Below are 16,908 nucleotides of genomic sequence, written 5' to 3'. Positions count from 1 at the left end.
GACGGCCGGGCCATAAGGCCCGGACCTGACACGGGTTTTGACGGACGGAGACGGCCCATGTGGCGCAATATCGCATCCAATGCGCTGACTTTCCTTGTCGTGATCTTCTTCCTTCTGGGGGGCGTTCTGCTGTGGGCGCAGAACGAATACAGCGCCGAAGGGCCGCTGGATCAGGCGATCTGCCTGCAGGTGCCGCGCGGCACCAATATGCGCGCCGTCAGTCAGGATCTGGAACAGCAGGGCGCGATTTCCGCCGGATGGATGTTCCGCGCGGGCGCGGATTATGCCGACAAGACGCAGGCCCTGAAGGCGGGCAGCTATCTGGTTCCCGAGCGCGCCTCGATGGCCGAGATCACCGATATCGTGACCAAGGGCGGGGCGTCGACCTGCGGCACCGAGGTGGTCTATCGCATCGGCATCACCCGCGCCACCGCCGAGGTGCGCGAGCTGGACCCGGCTACTGGGCGCTATGTGGAACGCGTGCAGTTCAACCTCGATGAAGAAGAGCCAGAGGATTACACCCGCGTGCGCGCCGCGTCCGACACGCGCTATCGCGTGGCGCTGGCCGAGGGCGTGACCTCTTGGCAGGTGGTCGAAGAGCTGAAGCAGATCGATGCGCTTGAGGGGGAGGCCGAGGTGCCCGCCGAGGGCAGCCTCGCGCCCGACAGCTACGAGATCGTGCCCGGCGATACGCTGGCCTCGGTGATCGAACGGATGCAGGCTGCGCAGGAGCGTATCCTGGCGGAGGCCTGGGCCAACCGTGTCGAGGGGCTGCCGCTGCGCTCGCCGGAAGAGGCGCTGATCCTCGCCTCGATCGTCGAGAAGGAAACCGGGAACGCGCAGGAACGGTTCGATGTGGCGTCGGTTTTCGTCAACCGCCTGAACGAGGGCATCCGCCTGCAGACGGACCCGACGGTGATCTACGGCATCACCAAGGGTGAAGGCGTGTTGGGCCGCGGCCTGCGCCGGTCCGAACTGGACCGCGAGACTCCGTGGAACACCTATCGCATCAATGGTTTGCCGCCGACCCCGATTGCCAATCCGGGCCGTGCCGCGATCGAGGCGGCGCTGAATCCTTCCGAGACGAATTACATCTACTTCGTGGCCAAGACTTTGGACCCCGCCGATGGCCATCTGTTCGCCGAGACGCTGGACGAGCATAACCGCAACGTGGCCGCTTATCGGGCGCTGGAGGCGGCGCGCGACAATTGAGGCTTGGGGGCAAGGCGCTTCGAAGCGCCTTGGGCACGCGTCTTCGAAGACGCGTCATTAACCGCTTTCGAAAGCGGTTGGATCAAGGCCCTTCGAAGGGCCTTGCAGGCTTCGAATCCATCCCGCGCGACAGAACCCGATGCAGGGTTGCATAATGGCCAAGTCCCGCATGCCGGATCAGCTCCGCATGGGGCAGGGCCGCCGCCAGCGCCTCGGCCATGGCGGGCGGCGTCCACCGATCTTCGGAGCCGTGATGCAGCGTCACCGGACAGCCCACATGGGCGACATGACGGGCCCAAGGCCTCACATAGGCCGTGATCTCGCGCAGATAGGCCGCCTGACCCGGTCCCAGCCCGTATTGCATGATCTGCCGCAGCAGCGCCGTCTCTCGCCGGAACAGGGCGGCATCCGACGCGTCCGTGCCGCGCATCAGCAGCTTCAGGAACAGGCCGGGCGAAACCCGCGCCAGCGCCGACTGCACGCTGGTCAGCGCCGCCATGCGCGCGGCCCCCTGCGCCATGCGGAACACCGGCGCGCCAGCCATGCGTGGCAGGAAATCCCCCATCTCCAACGGCGCCGCCGCCGAGATCAGCGTCAACCGCGCGACCTTTTCCGGTGCCAGTGCCGCCAGCCGAAGCGCGCAGGCCGCACCCAGTGAAAACCCCACCAGATGCAACGGCCCCTCGGGCAGTCGCAGCGCCAGTTGCGCGAAGCTGGGCGCATCGCGGTCCAGCACCGCCATGGCACGCCCGGCCAAGGCCAGTTCGGCCCCGCTGCCGGGCAGCCCGTGCAGGTACAGCGCGGTCACCCGGCGATCTCGCGCTGCGCCTTCCGTGTCAGGCCGGAAAAGATGATCCGGTAGGACGTTTCGATCCGGTCCCGCAACTCATCCTCGGGCACCAAGCCCCACGGGATGAACAGCCATGAGCGGTGGAAGTAGGGGGCTTTCTCGCCGCGGCCCATCTCGATCAGGAACTGCGCCTGTTCGATGCTCTCGGTCTTGACGCTGACGCCGGCTTGGGCCGCGCCGATGCAGGCGAACATCTTGCCACCGACTTTCCACGCGTCGTGGCCCCCGCCCCAGGGGTCGCTGCATTCGGCACCCGGCAATGGCGCGCATATCGTATCGACCAGATCGCGGCTCATGCGCCGAGGCTAGCCGCTTGGCGGGAAAAACGCTAGGCAGATCCGCCGCGCCATGCTATGCGCTGGCCCATGAAGACCAACGCAACCCTCACCATCATTTGCATTATCCGCTGACATCGTTGGCGGGCCGGTCTTCTATTCCATCTTGTGACATGACTTGATAAGCCCGCCGCGAGCATTCGCGAAGGAACGGGCCATGGAACTGCGCTTTACCAATTCCCGCACGCGGACAAAGGAAACCTTTGTCCCGATCGACCCCAAGAACGTGCGCATGTATGTCTGCGGGCCGACGGTCTATGATCGCGCGCATCTGGGCAATGCGCGGCCCGTGATCGTGTTCGACACGCTGTTCCGCCTGCTGCGCGCGGTCTATGGGCCGGATCACGTGACCTATGTGCGCAACTTCACTGACGTGGATGACAAGATCAACGCGCGCGCAGCAGAGTCTGGGCGCACGATTGCCGAGATCACCGAAGAGACCACCCGCTGGTATCTCGACGACATGGCCGCCGTGGGCGCGCTGGAGCCGTCGCACATGCCGCGCGCGACGCAATTCATCCCGCAGATGGTGGCGATGATCGCGGACCTGATCGCCAAGGGCCACGCCTACGCGGCCGAGGGCCATGTGCTGTTCGCAGTCGAAAGCTATACGGGCTATGGCGCGCTATCGGGGCGGTCGGTCGATGACATGATCGCCGGCGCGCGGGTCGAAGTGGCACCGTATAAACGCAACCCGATGGATTTCGTGCTGTGGAAGCCCTCGTCGGACGATCTGCCCGGCTGGGACAGCCCGTGGGGCCGGGGTCGCCCGGGCTGGCATATCGAATGCTCGGCCATGAGCTATGACCTGCTGGGCGAGAGCTTTGACATCCACGGGGGCGGCAATGACCTGCTGTTCCCGCACCACGAAAACGAGGTGGCGCAAAGCTGCTGCGCCCATCCCGAGGGTGGGTTTGCCAATGTCTGGCTGCACAACGAGATGTTGCAGGTCGAGGGTAAGAAGATGTCCAAGTCGCTTGGCAACTTCTTCACGGTGCGCGACCTGTTGGATCAGGGCGTTCCGGGCGAGGTGATCCGCTTCGTTATGCTGTCCACCCATTACCGCAAGCCGATGGACTGGACGGCGGAGAAGGCGGGCGCAGCGGAGCGTAAGTTGCAGGGGTATCTGGGCCGCATAGCCGGAACGGATATGGAGGCCGCAAAGGCACAGGCCCCGGACGAACAGATCCTGTCGGCGCTGGCCGACGATTTGAACAGCCATGCCGCACTGGCACGGTTGGATCAGATCGAGGATGCGGGCGTCTTGGCAGCGAACCTCGTGTTTCTCGGCCTGTGGACATGGGATGGTATGGAAGCGGCTTTGAAAGGGCTGGATGCTCGGGGCGATGCGCTGCGACCGCTGGCCGACCTGTTGGCACAGACCCGTGCGAACGCAATGCAGACGAAGGACTTCTCCGAGGTGGACCGGCTGAAATCGGCATTGGTCGCAGCGGGAGTCGAGGTGCGCATGTCAAAGGCGGGCGTCGAACTGGTGCCGGGGCCGGAGTTCGACGCGAGCAAGTTGGAGGGATTGCTGTGACCTTTGACCTTTGTGCTTTTGTTGCCCGCAGGAGTGGGGGCCAGCCCCCACACCCCCGGGGTATTTTGACCAAGAAGAAGCACGGGGCGGTGGCATGAAAGAGAAGCTGTATCTCTATGACACCACCTTGCGTGACGGGCAGCAGACGCAGGGCGTGCAGTTTTCCACCGCTGAAAAGCTGCGCATCGTCGAGGCGCTCGACACGCTGGGCGTCGATCATATCGAAGGCGGCTGGCCGGGGGCGAACCCGACGGACAGCGCCTTTTTCGAGGAGGTGCCGCATACCCGCGCGACCATGACCGCCTTTGGCATGACCAAGCGCGCGGGGCGGTCGGCCGAGAATGATGACGTGCTGGCGGCGGTGCTGAACGCGGGCACATCGGCGGTGTGCCTCGTGGGCAAGACGCATGATTTCCACGTCACCAAGGCGCTGGGGATCACGCTGGAGGAGAATGTCGAGAGCATTCGGGCTTCGGTGGCGCATATCCGCGCGCAGAAGCGCGAGGCGTTGTTCGATGCGGAGCATTTCTTTGACGGGTACAAGGCGAACCCGGACTATGCGTTGGAGTGTCTGAAAGCCGCGCAAGACGCGGGCGCGCGTTGGATCGTGCTGTGCGACACCAATGGTGGGACTTTGCCGCATGAAATCGGGCAGATCGTGCGCGATGTGATCGCGGCGGGCATCCCCGGCGATCATCTGGGCATCCACACGCATAACGACACGGAAATGGCCGTGGCCGGGTCGCTGGCCGCCGTGGATGCGGGGGCGCGACAAATCCAGGGCACGCTGAACGGGCTTGGCGAGCGCTGTGGCAATGCCAATCTGACGGCGCTGATCCCGACCCTGAAGCTGAAGGAACCCTATGCCAGCCGCTTCGAAATCGGCGTGTCGGATGCGGCGCTGGAGGGGCTGACCTATACCTCTCGGATGCTGGACGACATCCTGAACCGGGTGCCTGCGAAACAGGTGGCCTATGTGGGGGCCTCGGCCTTTGCTCACAAGGCGGGGCTGCATGCCAGCGCTATCCTCAAGGACCCGTCCACCTATGAACATGTCGATCCCGGTCTGGTCGGCAATCGCCGCGTCGTGCCGATGTCGAACCAGGCGGGGCAGTCGAACCTGCGCGAGCGTCTGACCGCCGCCGGGCTGGTGGTCGACAAGGGCGACCCGGCGCTGGCGCGCATCCTCGATCGGGTGAAGGCGCGCGAGGCCGAGGGCTATAGCTATGACACCGCGCAGGCGTCCTTTGAATTGCTGGCGCGGGACGAGTTGGGGCAGATGCCGGACTTCTTCGAGGTCAAACGCTATCGGGTCACGGTCGAGCGCCGCAAGAACAAGTATAACCGCATGGTCAGCCTGTCCGAGGCGGTGGTCGTGGTGAAGGTCGATGGCGAAAAGAAGCTGTCGGTCTCCGAGTCCATGGATGAGATCGGCAATGATCGCGGTCCGGTGAACGCGCTGGCCAAGGCGCTGGCCAAGGATCTGGGCCCGTATCAGGCGGTGATCGACGACATGCGGCTGGTGGATTTCAAGGTGCGCATCACCCAAGGCGGCACCGAGGCCGTGACCCGTGTCATCATCGACAGCGAGGACGGGCAGGGGCGCCGCTGGGCGACCGTGGGCGTCAGCGCGAATATCGTCGATGCGTCCTTCGAGGCGCTGCTGGATGCGGTGCGCTGGAAGTTGATCCGCGACGGCGCGGCATGAGCATCGCGCCCGGCACCGACCTGTTCCAATGTGCGCAGAACGTCGAGCGCGGCGACCCGGAACGCTTTGCCAGTGTCATGGCGGCGCCGGTGCCCGCGCGTGAGGTTCTGTTTCCGCTTTATGCCTTCAACATCGAGGTCAGCCGCGCGCCTTGGGTGACGTCCGAGCCGATGATTGCGCAGATGCGCCTGCAATGGTGGTGGGACTCGCTGGAGGAAATCCGCGCGGGCGAGGTGGTCCGGCGCCACGAGGTGGTGACACCGCTGGCGGCGTTGCTGGATGCGGCAGACGCGGCCATCCTGCAGGAGCTTGTCGATGCGCGCCGTCTGGATGTCGAACCCGCGCCCTTCGACGACGAGGCGGCGCTGTGGACCTATCTGGAGCAGACCTCGGGCGGTCTGGTGCAGGTCGCGGCACGCGGCCTTGGCGGACGCTGCGATGCGGCGGCGCGGCACTTTGGGCGCGCAGCGGGGCTGGCGGCCTATCTGCGCGCGGTCCCGGAACTGGTGTCACGTGGCAGGCATCCTTTGCCGGATGGCCGGCCCGAGACGTTGCGCAGGCTGGCGCGCGCGGGGCTTAAGGATTTGGACACGGCCCGCCGACTTGCGGATCGGCGCGCGCGTCCTGCCTTTGCGGCGGCGCCTGCGACGCGGTGGGTCCTGAACCGGGTGGCGGCAGATCCGGGCCGGGTCGCGGCGGGCGAGTTGGAACCGCCCGAGGCGGTGCTGCGCCTGCGCCGGGTCTGGACCAGCCTGACCGGGCGCTGGTAAGCCCGGTCGCTATTCCGCCGCGCGGGTTTCGGGGCGCAGCATCAGCCAGATCAGCGCGCCGCCCGCCAGCGCGAGGAAGGGCACCATGGCGATGTTCACCGCCATCCAGCCATCCTGCGGTGTCCCGCCCGAACAGTTCATCAACCCGCCCGAGGCCAGCGAGGCAAAGGTCACGCCGCCAAAGACCAAGAGGTCGTTGAGGCCCTGCATACGGCCGCGCTCATGCGGTTCATGGGCACCGGCCAGCATCGTGGTGGCGCCGATGAAACCGAAATTCCAGCCCAGCCCCAGCAGGATCAGCGCGACGAAGAAATGCTCCAGCTCGACCCCGGACAGGGCGACGGCACCGGCACCGGCAAGGATCAGCAGGCCCGTGGCCATGATCTTTTCGACACCGAAGCGCGCGATCAGGTGGCCGGTGAAGAACGACGGCAGGAACATCGCCACCACATGGGCCGAGACCACATCGGCGGCGTTGTTCTGCTCGAATCCGCAGCCGACCACCGCCAGCGGTGTCGAGGTCATCACGAGGTTCATCAGCGCGTACGAGACCATGGCGCAGATCACCGCCACCGCGATGCGCGGGGTCTTGAGCAAACCCATGCGCGAGCGTCCGACGGGCGCGTCCTCGGCGGGGATCGGGGGCTTGGGGATGTCGAGGAACAGGAACAGGGCCGAGCCGATCACGTTCAGCACCACGACGAACACGTAGATCCCGGCAAAGGACGAAACGATGGCCGAGGGGCTGTCGATCATGCCGCCCGCAACCTTGACCAGTTGCGGCCCCAGCAGCGCCGAGGCCAGCCCGCCCGCCATGACATAGGAAATCGCCTTGGGGCGGAAATCGTCAGAGGCGGTGTCGGCGGCGGCGAAGCGATAGAACCCCTGCGCCGACATGTAGACGCCGGTACAGAGCGAGCCCAGCAGGAAGACCGGGAAGGAGGCCATGTAGAGCCCGGCGATGCAGATCAGCCCGCCGATGGCACCGCCCATGGCACCCACCCAGAACCCGGCGCGGCGGCCAAAGCGCTGCATGATCGCCGAAAGCGGCGTGGCCGACAGCATCGAACCCAGCACGATCAGCGAGATCGGCAAGGTGGCAAAGCAGGCATTGGCCGCAAGGCTCTGCCCGGCGAGGCCGCCGATTGTGAAGATCATCGGCATTTGCGCGCCGAGGATGGCCTGGGCCATCACCAGCACGGTCACGTTGCGCTTTGCGCGGGCGTCGGAAGTCTGGGTCATGGCGAAATGCCTAGGCGCGCGCGCAAGGTATCGCAAGAGGGGAATGTGTGTTCCGGGCATGTTTTTCCACTCGGGCCGGTTCGCCCGTGGCGGCGGCGGAATTCGGGTATTTGGAAAGAGAAGAAGACAGGGGATGCGCAAGGTTCGGGTTGACCTGCGCGCGGACCGGAGGCAGGGCAGGGGCATGGAAGAACGTGTGATCCTTTCCGACGCATGCGTGGCCGAGGGCGCGACGTGGCTGGCAGCGCAGGATGCGCGCTGGGGGCGGGCGCTGGAGGTCACCGGGCCTTTGCCGCTGCGGTTGCGCCCCGACGGGTTCGACCAGCTCTTGTCGGCGATCCTGAGCCAGCAGGTCAGCGTGGCCTCGGCGCGGGCGATCATGGCGCGGATGGTTGCGGCAGGCATGACGTCTGAGACGGCGATCCGGGCGTCGGACGAGGACAGCCTGCGCGCGCTTGGGCTAAGCCGTCAGAAGGCGTCCTATGCCTTGGCGCTGGCGCAGGCGCGCATCGACTATGCCGCCTTGCGGGACATGCCGACTGCGGAGGTGGTCAAGACGCTGGTGGCGGTCAAGGGGATCGGCGTCTGGACGGCCGAGATCTATGCCATGTTCAGCCTTGGTCGGGCCGATGTCTTTGCCCCCGGCGATCTGGCCTTGCAGGAAGGGGCGCGGTTGCTGTTCGACCTGCCCGAGCGCCCGAAGGAGCGCCCGCTTCGCACCATGGCAGAGGCGTGGTCGCCGTGGAGATCGGTTGCGGCGCGCATCCTGTGGGCGTACTACCATGTGTGCAAACAGCGAGAGGGCATCGCATGACACGGGTTCTGACCACTGGCCGCAAGGCGCCTCGATCCGGAGAGACGCGGTCTTGCGTCGTCTTCCTGCACGGCTATGGCGCGAATGGCGCCGACCTGTTGGGGCTGGCCGATCCTTTGGGCGAGCATCTGCCGGACACGTTGTTCGTGGCGCCTGACGCGCCCGAAAGCTGCGCGGGTGCGCCCTTTGGGTTCCAGTGGTTCCCGATCCCGTGGATCGACAATTCCTCCGAAGAAGAGGCGCAGGCGGGCATGGCGCGTGCGGTCGACGATCTGAACGCGTTTCTGGATGCCCTGATGGTGGACGAGGACCTGATGCCGGAACAGGTGGCGCTGGTCGGGTTCAGCCAAGGCACGATGATGAGCCTGCATGTCGGCCCCCGGCGCGAGGATGAACTGGCCGGCATCGTCGGTTTCTCGGGCCGTTTGCTGGCGCCGGAACTGCTGGAGGACGAGGTGGTCAGCAAGCCGCCCGTCCTGCTGATCCATGGCGATCAGGATGACGTGGTACCGGTGCAATCGCTGCCCGAGGCCGCCGAGGCCCTGCAAAAGGCCGGATGGAAAGAGGTCTATGCCCATATCATGAAGGGCACCGCCCATGGCATCGCGCCCGATGGCCTATCCGTCGCGCTGGCCTTCCTGCGGGACAAGTGCAAGTTCTGAAGACGCAAGCCACGTTTGCCCCTTGATCGCCTCGTCACGACAGCCGGTCGTGAAATCGGGGGGATCAGCTTTGCCCGTCACATAGGCGTTACGCCCCCGCGCTACAGCCTTGGGCGCGTACTCTATGTCGTGGGGCTTGCCAGAAAGGCAACACGAGATATAGTCGAACTTAGCTGGGGCGGGGTGTCCCGCTCTGGTGCTTTAGGACGAGCAGACAGGGCGAAGGACGAGTCCCGCAATGGATGGCGATTTCAGAACCAATTTCGTGCGATCTCCGGGCGCGTTGAAGCAGTTCCCGGCGCTTGTGCTGAACGCGGATTACAGGCCGCTTTCCTACTACCCCTTGTCGCTGTGGCCGTGGCAAGAGGCGATCAAGGCGGCGTTTCTCGACAGGGTCGACATCATCGCCGAATATGACGAGGTGGTGCGCAGTCCCAGTATGGAGCTGAAGATCCCCTCGGTGGTGGTCCTCAAGGATTTCGTCAAACCTAGGAAGCGCGTGGCCTTCACGCGCTTCAATCTTTTTCTGCGGGACGAATTTCGCTGCCAATATTGCGGGACCAAGTCCGAACTGACCTTCGACCACGTGGTGCCACGGGCTGCGGGCGGGATCACCAGTTGGGAAAACGTCGTTGCCGCTTGCGCTCCGTGCAATTTGCGCAAGGGGTCGAAGAGCCTGCGCACCTCCGGCTTGACCCTGCGCAAGCCGCCGCGCCGCCCGACAGCCGGTGAGTTGATGAACATGGGCCGCAAATTCCCGCCCAACCATCTGCATGACAGCTGGATGGACTTTCTCTACTGGGATGCCGAACTGCAGGCCTGACCGCTGGCCGGTGTTTGGTTCGCTGGGCCTGATTTGCCGAATGCAGGCGCGGGGCCGGGGCCGCGCGCCTGCCTCGGGTCAGGCGGCCACTGACACGCGCGCGGCGGGCAGGTTGCGATCCTCCCACGCGCCGTCGCGGTAGCGGCGTCCGATGGTCCCGGCGTCATCCAAGGCCACGAGCGTCAGCCAGCCATTGTCGAACAGCGCCCTGACCTTGGGATGTTTGTCCAGAACCCGCAGGATCATCTCTTCGGGCGCGTCGACCGCCACGACCAGCCGGCTTGGCACGTGGCCCAGCTGCTCGCCGTCATGCACGGATTGCCATGGCAGGCCGGGCCGCAGCGTGCCGCCATTGCCTTCGAGCACGCCGATCCCGCCGACGACGTTGTGCAACAGCTTGTTGCCTGCGCCAAAGCTGTCAGGTGCGACGGCGGACCCGTGATATTGCAGCGCGATCCAGCTGGCGACCACGACCGGGGCGGTCAGGATCAGTTCCAGCGTCGCGGCGTCGCGATCCTGCCGCCAGTCGTAGTCATGTAGGAAAACACGCCCCCCAAGGTCGCGCCCCGTCGTGCGCGCGCGGGGCGCGGCGATGAAGCCACTGCACCCGGCAAGCCCCCATTCCGGCCTGAGTTCGGACCAGTCCCGGCCCCGCTGCGCCAGACTGTCCGCCGCCCCGCGCGGCAGCGCGCGGGCGCGCTCGGTGCGGGTCAGGGCGGCGGCCTGCGCAAGGGCGGTGCGCAGCCGGACCAGCTCTGGCCGGTGGCTGTCGGGCAGGGCGTCGTCGAACAACCGCACCTCGTCCGAGACCGTGTCGTGCAGCCCCGCCACGAACCGCGTGTCGGTGGGGATGGTGATGCCCTTGTCGCCAAGGCCCGCGCGCACTGCGTCCTCGTTCAGCAGCGCCGCCAGCAGCCGCGCATTCACGTCGCCAGCAAAGCCGCCACAGGCCCCGCATTGCAGGGCACTGGCATGGGGGGCGTTCGTGACCGAGGCCCCGTGCCCGCACACCAGCACCAGCCGGGAAAACCCGTCGGTGAGGGACATCGCCCGCAAGATGCCTTCGGCTGAACCGATGCGCTGCGCCAACGGCATGTCCAGCGACGGGGCCGCTTCGTCGCCGCTAGCCCCTGCGAACCCGAGGGCGTCACGCAGCAGCTTGCCGACGTAGACCGGACCCGCCGCCTCGACGAAGGCAAAGGCCGAGACCGCCGCCCGCTTGAACCGGCCCCAGGCGCGGATCGTCCGCAGGCGGACGCGCGCGCTGGTGTCCTCCCGGACGGAGGTGCTCGACCGGGTGTCGATGCCCGGCGACAGCAGCACGGGCGCGCGCGCCTCGACGGTGTCGGAGGCATGGGCGCGGTGCCGGATCGGCAGGCCGAAGAAGCCCGCAAAGCCGATGGTGGCGATCGCGGGGTCGACGGTTTCCAGCGACCGGCGCAGCCGCTCGGACCGCACATCGATGCAGAGGGCCGCCTGTATCGCGGGTTGCTCCGCCGGAGCGGGCGCGGTGCCGTCCGACAGGGTGTCGGCGAGGCGCCGTTCGCCGCTGCGGTCGACCGCCTCTTGCAAGGCGAGGTCGAGCAGCAGATCGGCGTCGGGCTCGACCGGGCGCGCATAGTCGTCCATCAATGCGGCCCAAGCCCGCCGCCGGGCCGCGCCGCCCTGATCCATCAGCGCGGCCTCCCATTGCAAGCGGATGGTCAGCAGTTCGAACAGGGTCGTGTCGCGCCCGCCGTCACGTTCGGCGGTCCAAGACAGGTGGCGGGCATATTGCGCCCAGCCCGACAGGGTCACCAGCAGCCGGTGAAAATACAGCGGCGCGGCCCGGTCGGACAGGTCGAGCGCGGCGCAGGCCTCGGCAAAGGCGGCGCGCGCATCGGTGGGCAGGGCTTGCACACGTTCGGCAAAGCCAGACAGGCCCGCCAGCCCCGATGTCAGGTCCCGGCTGGCATAGGCCCGCCACGAGACCCACGCGCCGGTGGCGGGTGCGGGCCAAAAGGCCTGCCCCCGGTCGAATTGCGCAGCCGCCCAATGGCTGATCCGTTCCTCGACAAAGGCTGGCCAATCCACGCCTGTCTCGTCCTGCGCAAGCTCCGCGACGGTCCAAAGCGCGGGCCGCGGCGATGCGGGCTGCGTCGCGGCGCGCCGCAGATCGGCAGCCGACAGGCCGTGCGCGGCTGCGGCGTCGGACAGGTCGGCTTGGGTCACCTCGCCGGTTTCGATCATCGCGGCGACTGTGTCGCGCGGCAGGACCATCCGTCCGCCGCCCGCCCGCGCCATGCGCGCGGCGGCGATGACGCGGTCTTCTTCGACCTGTCCGAGCCAAGGGTTCACGGCGACGGTTGCCTCCAGCGGGAAGGCAGGCGGCACCTGCCGCATGGCCTGTTCCGCCGCCGCGAAAAGTTCGAGGACCTGACCGTTCCAAGAGATATGCCCGTTCATTGCTCTGCTCCGGTTTTGGGGGTCCAGCGGCCCATGAGCCGATCCGAGACCGCGTTGATGTAGAGGCCGTTCATCAGGTGGACGCGCAGTCCGGCCGTCGCCGGATGCCCGGCCCAGAGCGGGAAGGTGGTCTGCGCCACCGCCGCAAGGGCAAAGCTGCCAAGCGCAAGAACGATCGTGGCCCAGATCAACCCGTCCGGTGGCGGCGGAGCGGGCAAGGTGCCTGCGGCGGCCAGCGTGGCGCCCTGCTGCAGGGCGAAATAGGCGATGGTGGCCATGATCGACAGGCCGACCGTGCGCCATGTCAGCGCGCGGGGCGCAAGATCGGCGAGGCCCTGCGCGATCAGGTAGACCACGCCGAAGATCAGGATCGCGCCAAGCGCGATCGTCTGCGGCGGTTTCGAGGTGATCCCGAAGGCCAGCCCGACGACGAAATACAGCGCAAGGGCCAGACCGAAGGACCGCGCCACCGCCAGCAGGTTCGGCACCGCCACGGGGCCGGGCCGCCGGATCTTGGCCACTTCGCGCACCGCGTCGCCCGAGGCGAGGAAGGCATGTGCCTTGTACAGCGAATGCGCCACGATATGCAGCAGCGCCAGCGGGAATAGCGCCAGCCCGCATTGCAGCACCATGAAGCCCATCTGCGCGCAGGTGGACCATGCCAATGCCGTCTTGACCGCCGGTTGGGTCAGCGCCACGGCGGCTCCGAGCAGCGCGCTGAAGCCGCCGACCAGCGCCAACACCGCCAGCACGCCCGGCGCGGCGACCAGAACATCGGCAAAGCGGATCAGCAGGAAGCCGCCCGCATTCACCACGCCCGCATGCAGCAAGGCGGAAACCGGGGTCGGGGCCTCCATCACTTCGGTCAGCCAGCCATGCGTCGGGACCAGCGCCGACTTGAAGATCGCGGCCAGCGCCAGCATCAGTGCCACCAGCCAGAGCAGACCGGGCCCATCACCCGCCTGCGCCATGGCGTTGATCGTCGCGATGTCCGAGGTGCCCATGCCGCCGACCAGCAGGCCGACCGCGATCAGCAGCGCGGCGCTTGCCACGAGGCCGCTGAGCGCCTTTTTCCGGGCCGCGCGACGCGCGCGGGGACGGTCGGGATAGAACAGCAACAGACGATGTAGGGTCGCGCCGGTGGCCACCCAGCCCACCGCCAGTTGCACGGCATTGCCCGCGCCGACCAGCAGCAGAACACCGGCAATCGTCGCCGCCATCCAGCCCATGAAGGCGGGCTGGCGCGTCTCGCCATCCAGCGCCACCCGCGAGAAGCGCAGCACCACCCAGCCGACAAAGGCCACGGTCAGCGTCATGGCAACGCTGACGAGGTCGATCCGCGCCGAGACCCCGATCGGGCCCACCCCGAGCAGCGCGCCGGTCGACGGCCCCGACACGACAAGATCGAGCGCGGCCAGCGCGCCGGCGGCCAGCGCCACGAGGGACGCAAGCTCGGGCAGGCGCAGGTGCCAATGCGCACGGGCAGGGGGATGCAGGTGCATCGCAAGCGCCGAGACGGCCATCACGAGCGGACCGAGCAGGAGCAGCAGGGACATGGAAAACCTCCGGATGTTGATCTCCGGTGGACTTAGAGAGGTCTATTCATAAAGAGAAATACATTGTATGGATCGTATTGTTCTAGAAAAGAGAATGATATGAGGCTGAACTACCATCACCTTCGCTATTTTCAGGAGGTCGCCCACGAGGGCAACCTGACCCGGGCTGCGTCGCGGCTGAACCTGTCGCAATCGGCGCTGTCGACCCAGATTCGTCAACTGGAAGAGCGGCTGGGCCATGCCTTGTTCGACCGCAGCGGCCGCGCCATGACCCTGACCGAAGCAGGGCGGATCGCCTTGGATCACGCCGAACGGATCTTTGAAACGGGGGATGACCTCGTGGCGACACTGACCGGGGCGGGCGCGGCTCAGGCGCCGCTTCGGGTCGGGGCGCTGTCGACCCTGTCGCGGAACTTTCAGTTGCGCTTCCTGCGTCCGGCGCTTGCCGAGGGGGCCGAACTGGTGCTGTCCTCGGGCAACAGCCAGACCCTGTTGCGCGCGCTCGAAAGCCTCGCGCTGGACGTGGTTCTGTTGACCGACCCGCCGCCCCGCGACCAGTTCCCCGATCTCATCGCCCACCGCATTGCCGAGCAGTCAGTCGGGTTGCACGGACGGCCGCATCGGCTGGCGCATGGCTCGTTGACGGAGCTGCTGCGCGCGGAGCCGGTGCTTTTGCCGACCGAAAGCTCGATCCGGACGGGGTTTGACAGTCTCGTGGCGCGGCTGGGTGTGACGCCAAGGATCGCGGCGACGGTCGACGACATGGCGATGATCCGCCTTCTCGCCCGCGAGGATCTGGGTCTGGCCGTGGCGCCTGCGGTCGTTTTGGCGGACGAGTTGGCGCAGGGCATTCTTGTCACCGCGCCCTTCGAACTCGACGTCGTCGAGAGCATCTATGCGGTGACGGTGCCAAGGACCTTTCCGCATCCGCTGCTCAACCGGCTGTCCGAGCGGATGACGGACCGGGGCGACCTGTCCAGTCCGGCAAGCTGATCAGCTTGCAATCCGGCCTGTGCCCGCCCGGCGCCCACAAAAAAACCGCCCCGAGGGGCGGTCTTGCGTGTCGCGATTGCCTGTCGGCTCAGCCGTCTTGCGGCGCCGGAGCGGCTGCGGGGGCCCCGGGGGCGGCGGCTTGTGCGCGCGTCTTGCCGCCGTTCAGCGGGTCGTCCTGACGCTGCACCGAGCCCTCGAAATGAGCGCCGGATTCGATCGCGATGGTCTTGTGGATGATGTCACCCTCGACGCGCGCGGTGGCGGTCAGGCGGACCTTCAGACCACGGACGCGACCGACGATTCGGCCGTTGACGACGACGTCATCGGCGATGACTTCGCCCTTGATCGTGGCGCTTTCGCCAATGGTCAGCAGGTGAGCGCGAATGTCCCCCTCGACGGTGCCTTCGACCTGAATATCGCCGGTGGTCTTGATGTTGCCGGTGACGTGCAGGTCCGCGGACAGGACAGACGCGGGCGGCTTTGCCTTGGGCGCAGCGGGCTTGAATTCGTTAGTCGATGCCTTCGGCATCTCGGGGGCGGCGGGCTTGGCGGAATCGTCTGCCTTGGGGCCCGGCTCGTTGATTTTGCTCTTAGAAAACATCGTTCGCAGCCTTGATATATATCATTGGGTTGACGGGTTCTCCGCCGACGCGGACTTCGTAATGAAGATGTGTCCCAGTCGACCGTCCGGTGTTTCCCATATCACCGATACGCTCCCCGCGCGAGACCCTTTGGCCGGTCTTCACGCGAATTTTCGACATGTGGGCATAGCGCGTCTCGATGCCGAACTCGTGCTGGATCTTGACCAGACGGCCATAGCCCGAGGACCAGTCGGCATGGGTCACGACGCCATCCGCGGTGGAGTAGATCGGCGTGCCGTGCGGCGCGGCAAAATCGGTGCCCGCATGCAGGCGGCCCCAGCGATACCCAAAGCCCGAGGTGAAGCGGAACGGATCCTTGAGCGGCGAGGCGAACGGCGCCTTCTGCGCGGCGATCCGGTAAAGGTTCAGGCGGTCCATCTCGCCAAGGATCTTGTTGGCGCGGTTGGTATCCTCGGGGGAAATATCCGCCCCCTTGGTCGAGAAGGACAGCGGCGTCAGCGGGCCGCCCTGACCGGAATAGCCCTTGCGGACCTGACCCAGAATGCGGTCCGGGTCCATGCCGGCCTTTTCGAACATCTTGTCGAGCGGCTTGACCGAGACGGTCATCGCCTCTTCGAGCTGGCGGAAGATGCGGTCGTTCTGATCCTGCATCATCTCGATCTCGGCTTCCATCTCAGAGGCGCGGATCAGCGCCTGCTGGGCGTCGGCGATGACCTTGTCGCGCTCGGCGGCGGTGCGTGCCAGCGCCTCGTTCAGGAAGTCGACGGTGCTGTCATCCTGCGCGAGGCCAGCGACGGCGGTGCCGCCATTCAGCTGCGTTTCGAGCGCGGCCAGCCGGTCGCCGATCTGCTCGCGCGTCTTCATGGTGTCGCGCAGGGTGGTCTGGATGACGTCGATCCCGGTTTCCAGCTCGCGGCGGCGGGCCTCGGAATCGAGCAGTTCGGATTGCATCAGGGAGATCTGCCGGAGGGCGGCGTTGAAGCGTTCCTGCGCTGCGACCGCCTCGGCGGCGCGGCTGTCACGCTCGGACGAGAGGGCGTTGAGGCGCTGCTGGTAGGTGATCTGTTCGCGTTTGGCTTGTTCGCGGAAATTCCCGGCGCCGATGGAGTCCATCAGCAGGATCGCGGTGGCGATGGTGGTCCAGCCGATCACCAGAACCCCGCCGACGAAGGCGATTGCCTGCGTTTCGGATTTCAGGCGGATGAAGCGCGTATCGCTGTCAGACCGCAGAAACAGGCGGCGTTCCGGAAAGAAGCGCTCAAGGAGCGCGTGTGTCTTGATGGCCAGACGTGTTCTCACCTGACTGTCCCTTGTCCCGTCCCAATGTCTGGTGCTCGGCTCCCCAACCTGCACCCC

Annotated in this window: 15 protein-coding genes; 8 read left to right on the top strand and 7 right to left on the bottom strand. The window is 66.5% G+C overall.

The features are described 5' to 3' along the window. Positions 1–57: 57 nt before the first annotated feature. Entirely contained in the window at positions 58–1,212 is a 1,155-nt protein-coding gene (mltG, locus tag D8Z78_RS01780; protein ID WP_121631449.1) for an endolytic transglycosylase MltG, read from the top strand. A gap of 82 nt (positions 1,213–1,294) precedes the next feature. Here the strand turns inward: mltG and D8Z78_RS01775 are convergent, their stop codons facing one another. Together D8Z78_RS01775 and D8Z78_RS01770 are read right to left on the bottom strand one after the other, a co-directional pair. Further along, the gene (locus D8Z78_RS01775; protein WP_121631450.1) at positions 1,295–2,020 is read right to left on the bottom strand and encodes an alpha/beta fold hydrolase; all 726 of its coding nucleotides are present in this window, start codon (positions 2,018–2,020) and stop codon (positions 1,295–1,297) included. Continuing rightward, positions 2,017–2,358 (bottom strand): MmcQ/YjbR family DNA-binding protein, encoded by a 342-nt coding sequence (locus D8Z78_RS01770; RefSeq protein WP_121631451.1) that lies wholly within the window; start codon positions 2,356–2,358, stop codon positions 2,017–2,019. Before D8Z78_RS01770 ends, D8Z78_RS01775 begins: the two co-directional genes overlap by 4 nt. A 196-nt stretch (positions 2,359–2,554) precedes the next feature. On the opposite strand from D8Z78_RS01770, the gene cysS reads away from it, so the two are divergent. The 3 genes from cysS (at position 2,555) to D8Z78_RS01755 (ending at position 6,415) form a co-directional block, all read left to right on the top strand. After that, positions 2,555–3,937, top strand: a complete 1,383-nt coding sequence (gene cysS / locus D8Z78_RS01765) for a cysteine--tRNA ligase (protein ID WP_121631452.1) — start codon at positions 2,555–2,557, stop codon at positions 3,935–3,937. Between the two features lie 94 nt (positions 3,938–4,031). Continuing rightward, entirely contained in the window at positions 4,032–5,645 is a 1,614-nt protein-coding gene (cimA, locus tag D8Z78_RS01760; RefSeq protein ID WP_121631453.1) for a citramalate synthase, read from the top strand. After that, a complete protein-coding gene (locus D8Z78_RS01755) occupies positions 5,642–6,415 on the top strand; it encodes a squalene/phytoene synthase family protein (protein WP_121631454.1) in 774 nt (257 codons plus the stop codon). The genes cimA and D8Z78_RS01755 overlap by 4 nt, the downstream gene beginning before the upstream one ends. A gap of 9 nt (positions 6,416–6,424) precedes the next feature. Here D8Z78_RS01755 and D8Z78_RS01750 read toward each other — a convergent pair whose 3' ends face one another. Further along, positions 6,425–7,657 carry an MFS transporter gene (locus D8Z78_RS01750; protein WP_121631455.1) on the bottom strand — a complete coding sequence of 411 codons (1,233 nt, stop codon included), beginning with the start codon at positions 7,655–7,657 and terminating at the stop codon, positions 6,425–6,427. 184 nt (positions 7,658–7,841) lie between these two features. Between D8Z78_RS01750 and D8Z78_RS01745 the strand changes: the two genes are divergently transcribed. The 3 genes from D8Z78_RS01745 to D8Z78_RS01735 all read left to right on the top strand — a co-directional run bounded on the left by D8Z78_RS01745 (position 7,842) and on the right by D8Z78_RS01735 (position 9,956). Further along, complete coding sequence (locus D8Z78_RS01745; protein ID WP_121631456.1) at positions 7,842–8,471, top strand: DNA-3-methyladenine glycosylase family protein; 630 nt, start codon at positions 7,842–7,844, stop codon at positions 8,469–8,471. Further along, positions 8,468–9,133 carry an alpha/beta hydrolase gene (locus D8Z78_RS01740; protein WP_121631457.1) on the top strand — a complete coding sequence of 222 codons (666 nt, stop codon included), beginning with the start codon at positions 8,468–8,470 and terminating at the stop codon, positions 9,131–9,133. The genes D8Z78_RS01745 and D8Z78_RS01740 overlap by 4 nt, the downstream gene beginning before the upstream one ends. A 238-nt stretch (positions 9,134–9,371) precedes the next feature. Continuing rightward, a complete protein-coding gene (locus D8Z78_RS01735; protein WP_121631458.1) occupies positions 9,372–9,956 on the top strand; it encodes an HNH endonuclease in 585 nt (194 codons plus the stop codon). Positions 9,957–10,034: 78 nt separating this feature from the next. On the opposite strand, the gene D8Z78_RS01730 is transcribed toward D8Z78_RS01735, so the two are convergent. Beyond that, the gene (locus tag D8Z78_RS01730) at positions 10,035–12,401 is read right to left on the bottom strand and encodes a YbcC family protein (protein ID WP_121631459.1); all 2,367 of its coding nucleotides are present in this window, start codon (positions 12,399–12,401) and stop codon (positions 10,035–10,037) included. Then, the gene (locus D8Z78_RS01725) at positions 12,398–13,957 is read right to left on the bottom strand and encodes a proton-conducting transporter transmembrane domain-containing protein (protein WP_121631460.1); all 1,560 of its coding nucleotides are present in this window, start codon (positions 13,955–13,957) and stop codon (positions 12,398–12,400) included. The genes D8Z78_RS01730 and D8Z78_RS01725 overlap by 4 nt, the downstream gene beginning before the upstream one ends. Before the next feature lie 99 nt (positions 13,958–14,056). Here D8Z78_RS01725 and D8Z78_RS01720 point away from each other — a divergent pair, with 99 nt between their 5' ends. Beyond that, entirely contained in the window at positions 14,057–14,950 is an 894-nt protein-coding gene (locus D8Z78_RS01720) for a LysR family transcriptional regulator (protein WP_121631461.1), read from the top strand. Between the two features lie 88 nt (positions 14,951–15,038). On the opposite strand, the gene D8Z78_RS01715 is transcribed toward D8Z78_RS01720, so the two are convergent. Together D8Z78_RS01715 and D8Z78_RS01710 are read right to left on the bottom strand one after the other, a co-directional pair. Then, the gene (locus D8Z78_RS01715; protein WP_121631462.1) at positions 15,039–15,551 is read right to left on the bottom strand and encodes a bactofilin family protein; all 513 of its coding nucleotides are present in this window, start codon (positions 15,549–15,551) and stop codon (positions 15,039–15,041) included. Beyond that, positions 15,541–16,851: a M23 family metallopeptidase gene (locus tag D8Z78_RS01710; RefSeq protein ID WP_121631463.1), complete on the bottom strand. Its 1,311-nt coding sequence runs from the start codon at positions 16,849–16,851 to the stop codon at positions 15,541–15,543. Before D8Z78_RS01710 ends, D8Z78_RS01715 begins: the two co-directional genes overlap by 11 nt. Positions 16,852–16,908 lie beyond the last annotated feature (57 nt).

The sequence above is a fragment of the Tropicibacter alexandrii genome (assembly GCF_003667315.2).
Lineage (GTDB): Bacteria > Pseudomonadota > Alphaproteobacteria > Rhodobacterales > Rhodobacteraceae > Tropicibacter > Tropicibacter alexandrii.
The sequence above is the reverse complement of the archived record's forward strand: the minus strand, read 5'-3'. Positions and strand labels throughout refer to the sequence as shown.

Excerpts from the sequence above, each read along its gene's own strand:
- mltG (WP_121631449.1), top strand. The coding sequence starts at position 58 with ATGTGGCGCAATATCGCATCCAATGCGCTGACTTTCCTTGTCGTGATC.
- D8Z78_RS01770 (WP_121631451.1), bottom strand. The coding sequence starts at position 2,358 with ATGAGCCGCGATCTGGTCGATACGATATGCGCGCCATTGCCGGGTGCC.
- cysS (WP_121631452.1), top strand. The coding sequence starts at position 2,555 with ATGGAACTGCGCTTTACCAATTCCCGCACGCGGACAAAGGAAACCTTT.
- cimA (WP_121631453.1), top strand. The coding sequence starts at position 4,032 with ATGAAAGAGAAGCTGTATCTCTATGACACCACCTTGCGTGACGGGCAG.
- D8Z78_RS01755 (WP_121631454.1), top strand. The coding sequence starts at position 5,642 with ATGAGCATCGCGCCCGGCACCGACCTGTTCCAATGTGCGCAGAACGTC.
- D8Z78_RS01750 (WP_121631455.1), bottom strand. The coding sequence starts at position 7,657 with ATGACCCAGACTTCCGACGCCCGCGCAAAGCGCAACGTGACCGTGCTG.
- D8Z78_RS01745 (WP_121631456.1), top strand. The coding sequence starts at position 7,842 with ATGGAAGAACGTGTGATCCTTTCCGACGCATGCGTGGCCGAGGGCGCG.
- D8Z78_RS01740 (WP_121631457.1), top strand. The coding sequence starts at position 8,468 with ATGACACGGGTTCTGACCACTGGCCGCAAGGCGCCTCGATCCGGAGAG.
- D8Z78_RS01735 (WP_121631458.1), top strand. The coding sequence starts at position 9,372 with ATGGATGGCGATTTCAGAACCAATTTCGTGCGATCTCCGGGCGCGTTG.
- D8Z78_RS01730 (WP_121631459.1), bottom strand. The coding sequence starts at position 12,401 with ATGAACGGGCATATCTCTTGGAACGGTCAGGTCCTCGAACTTTTCGCG.
- D8Z78_RS01725 (WP_121631460.1), bottom strand. The coding sequence starts at position 13,957 with ATGTCCCTGCTGCTCCTGCTCGGTCCGCTCGTGATGGCCGTCTCGGCG.
- D8Z78_RS01720 (WP_121631461.1), top strand. The coding sequence starts at position 14,057 with ATGAGGCTGAACTACCATCACCTTCGCTATTTTCAGGAGGTCGCCCAC.
- D8Z78_RS01715 (WP_121631462.1), bottom strand. The coding sequence starts at position 15,551 with ATGTTTTCTAAGAGCAAAATCAACGAGCCGGGCCCCAAGGCAGACGAT.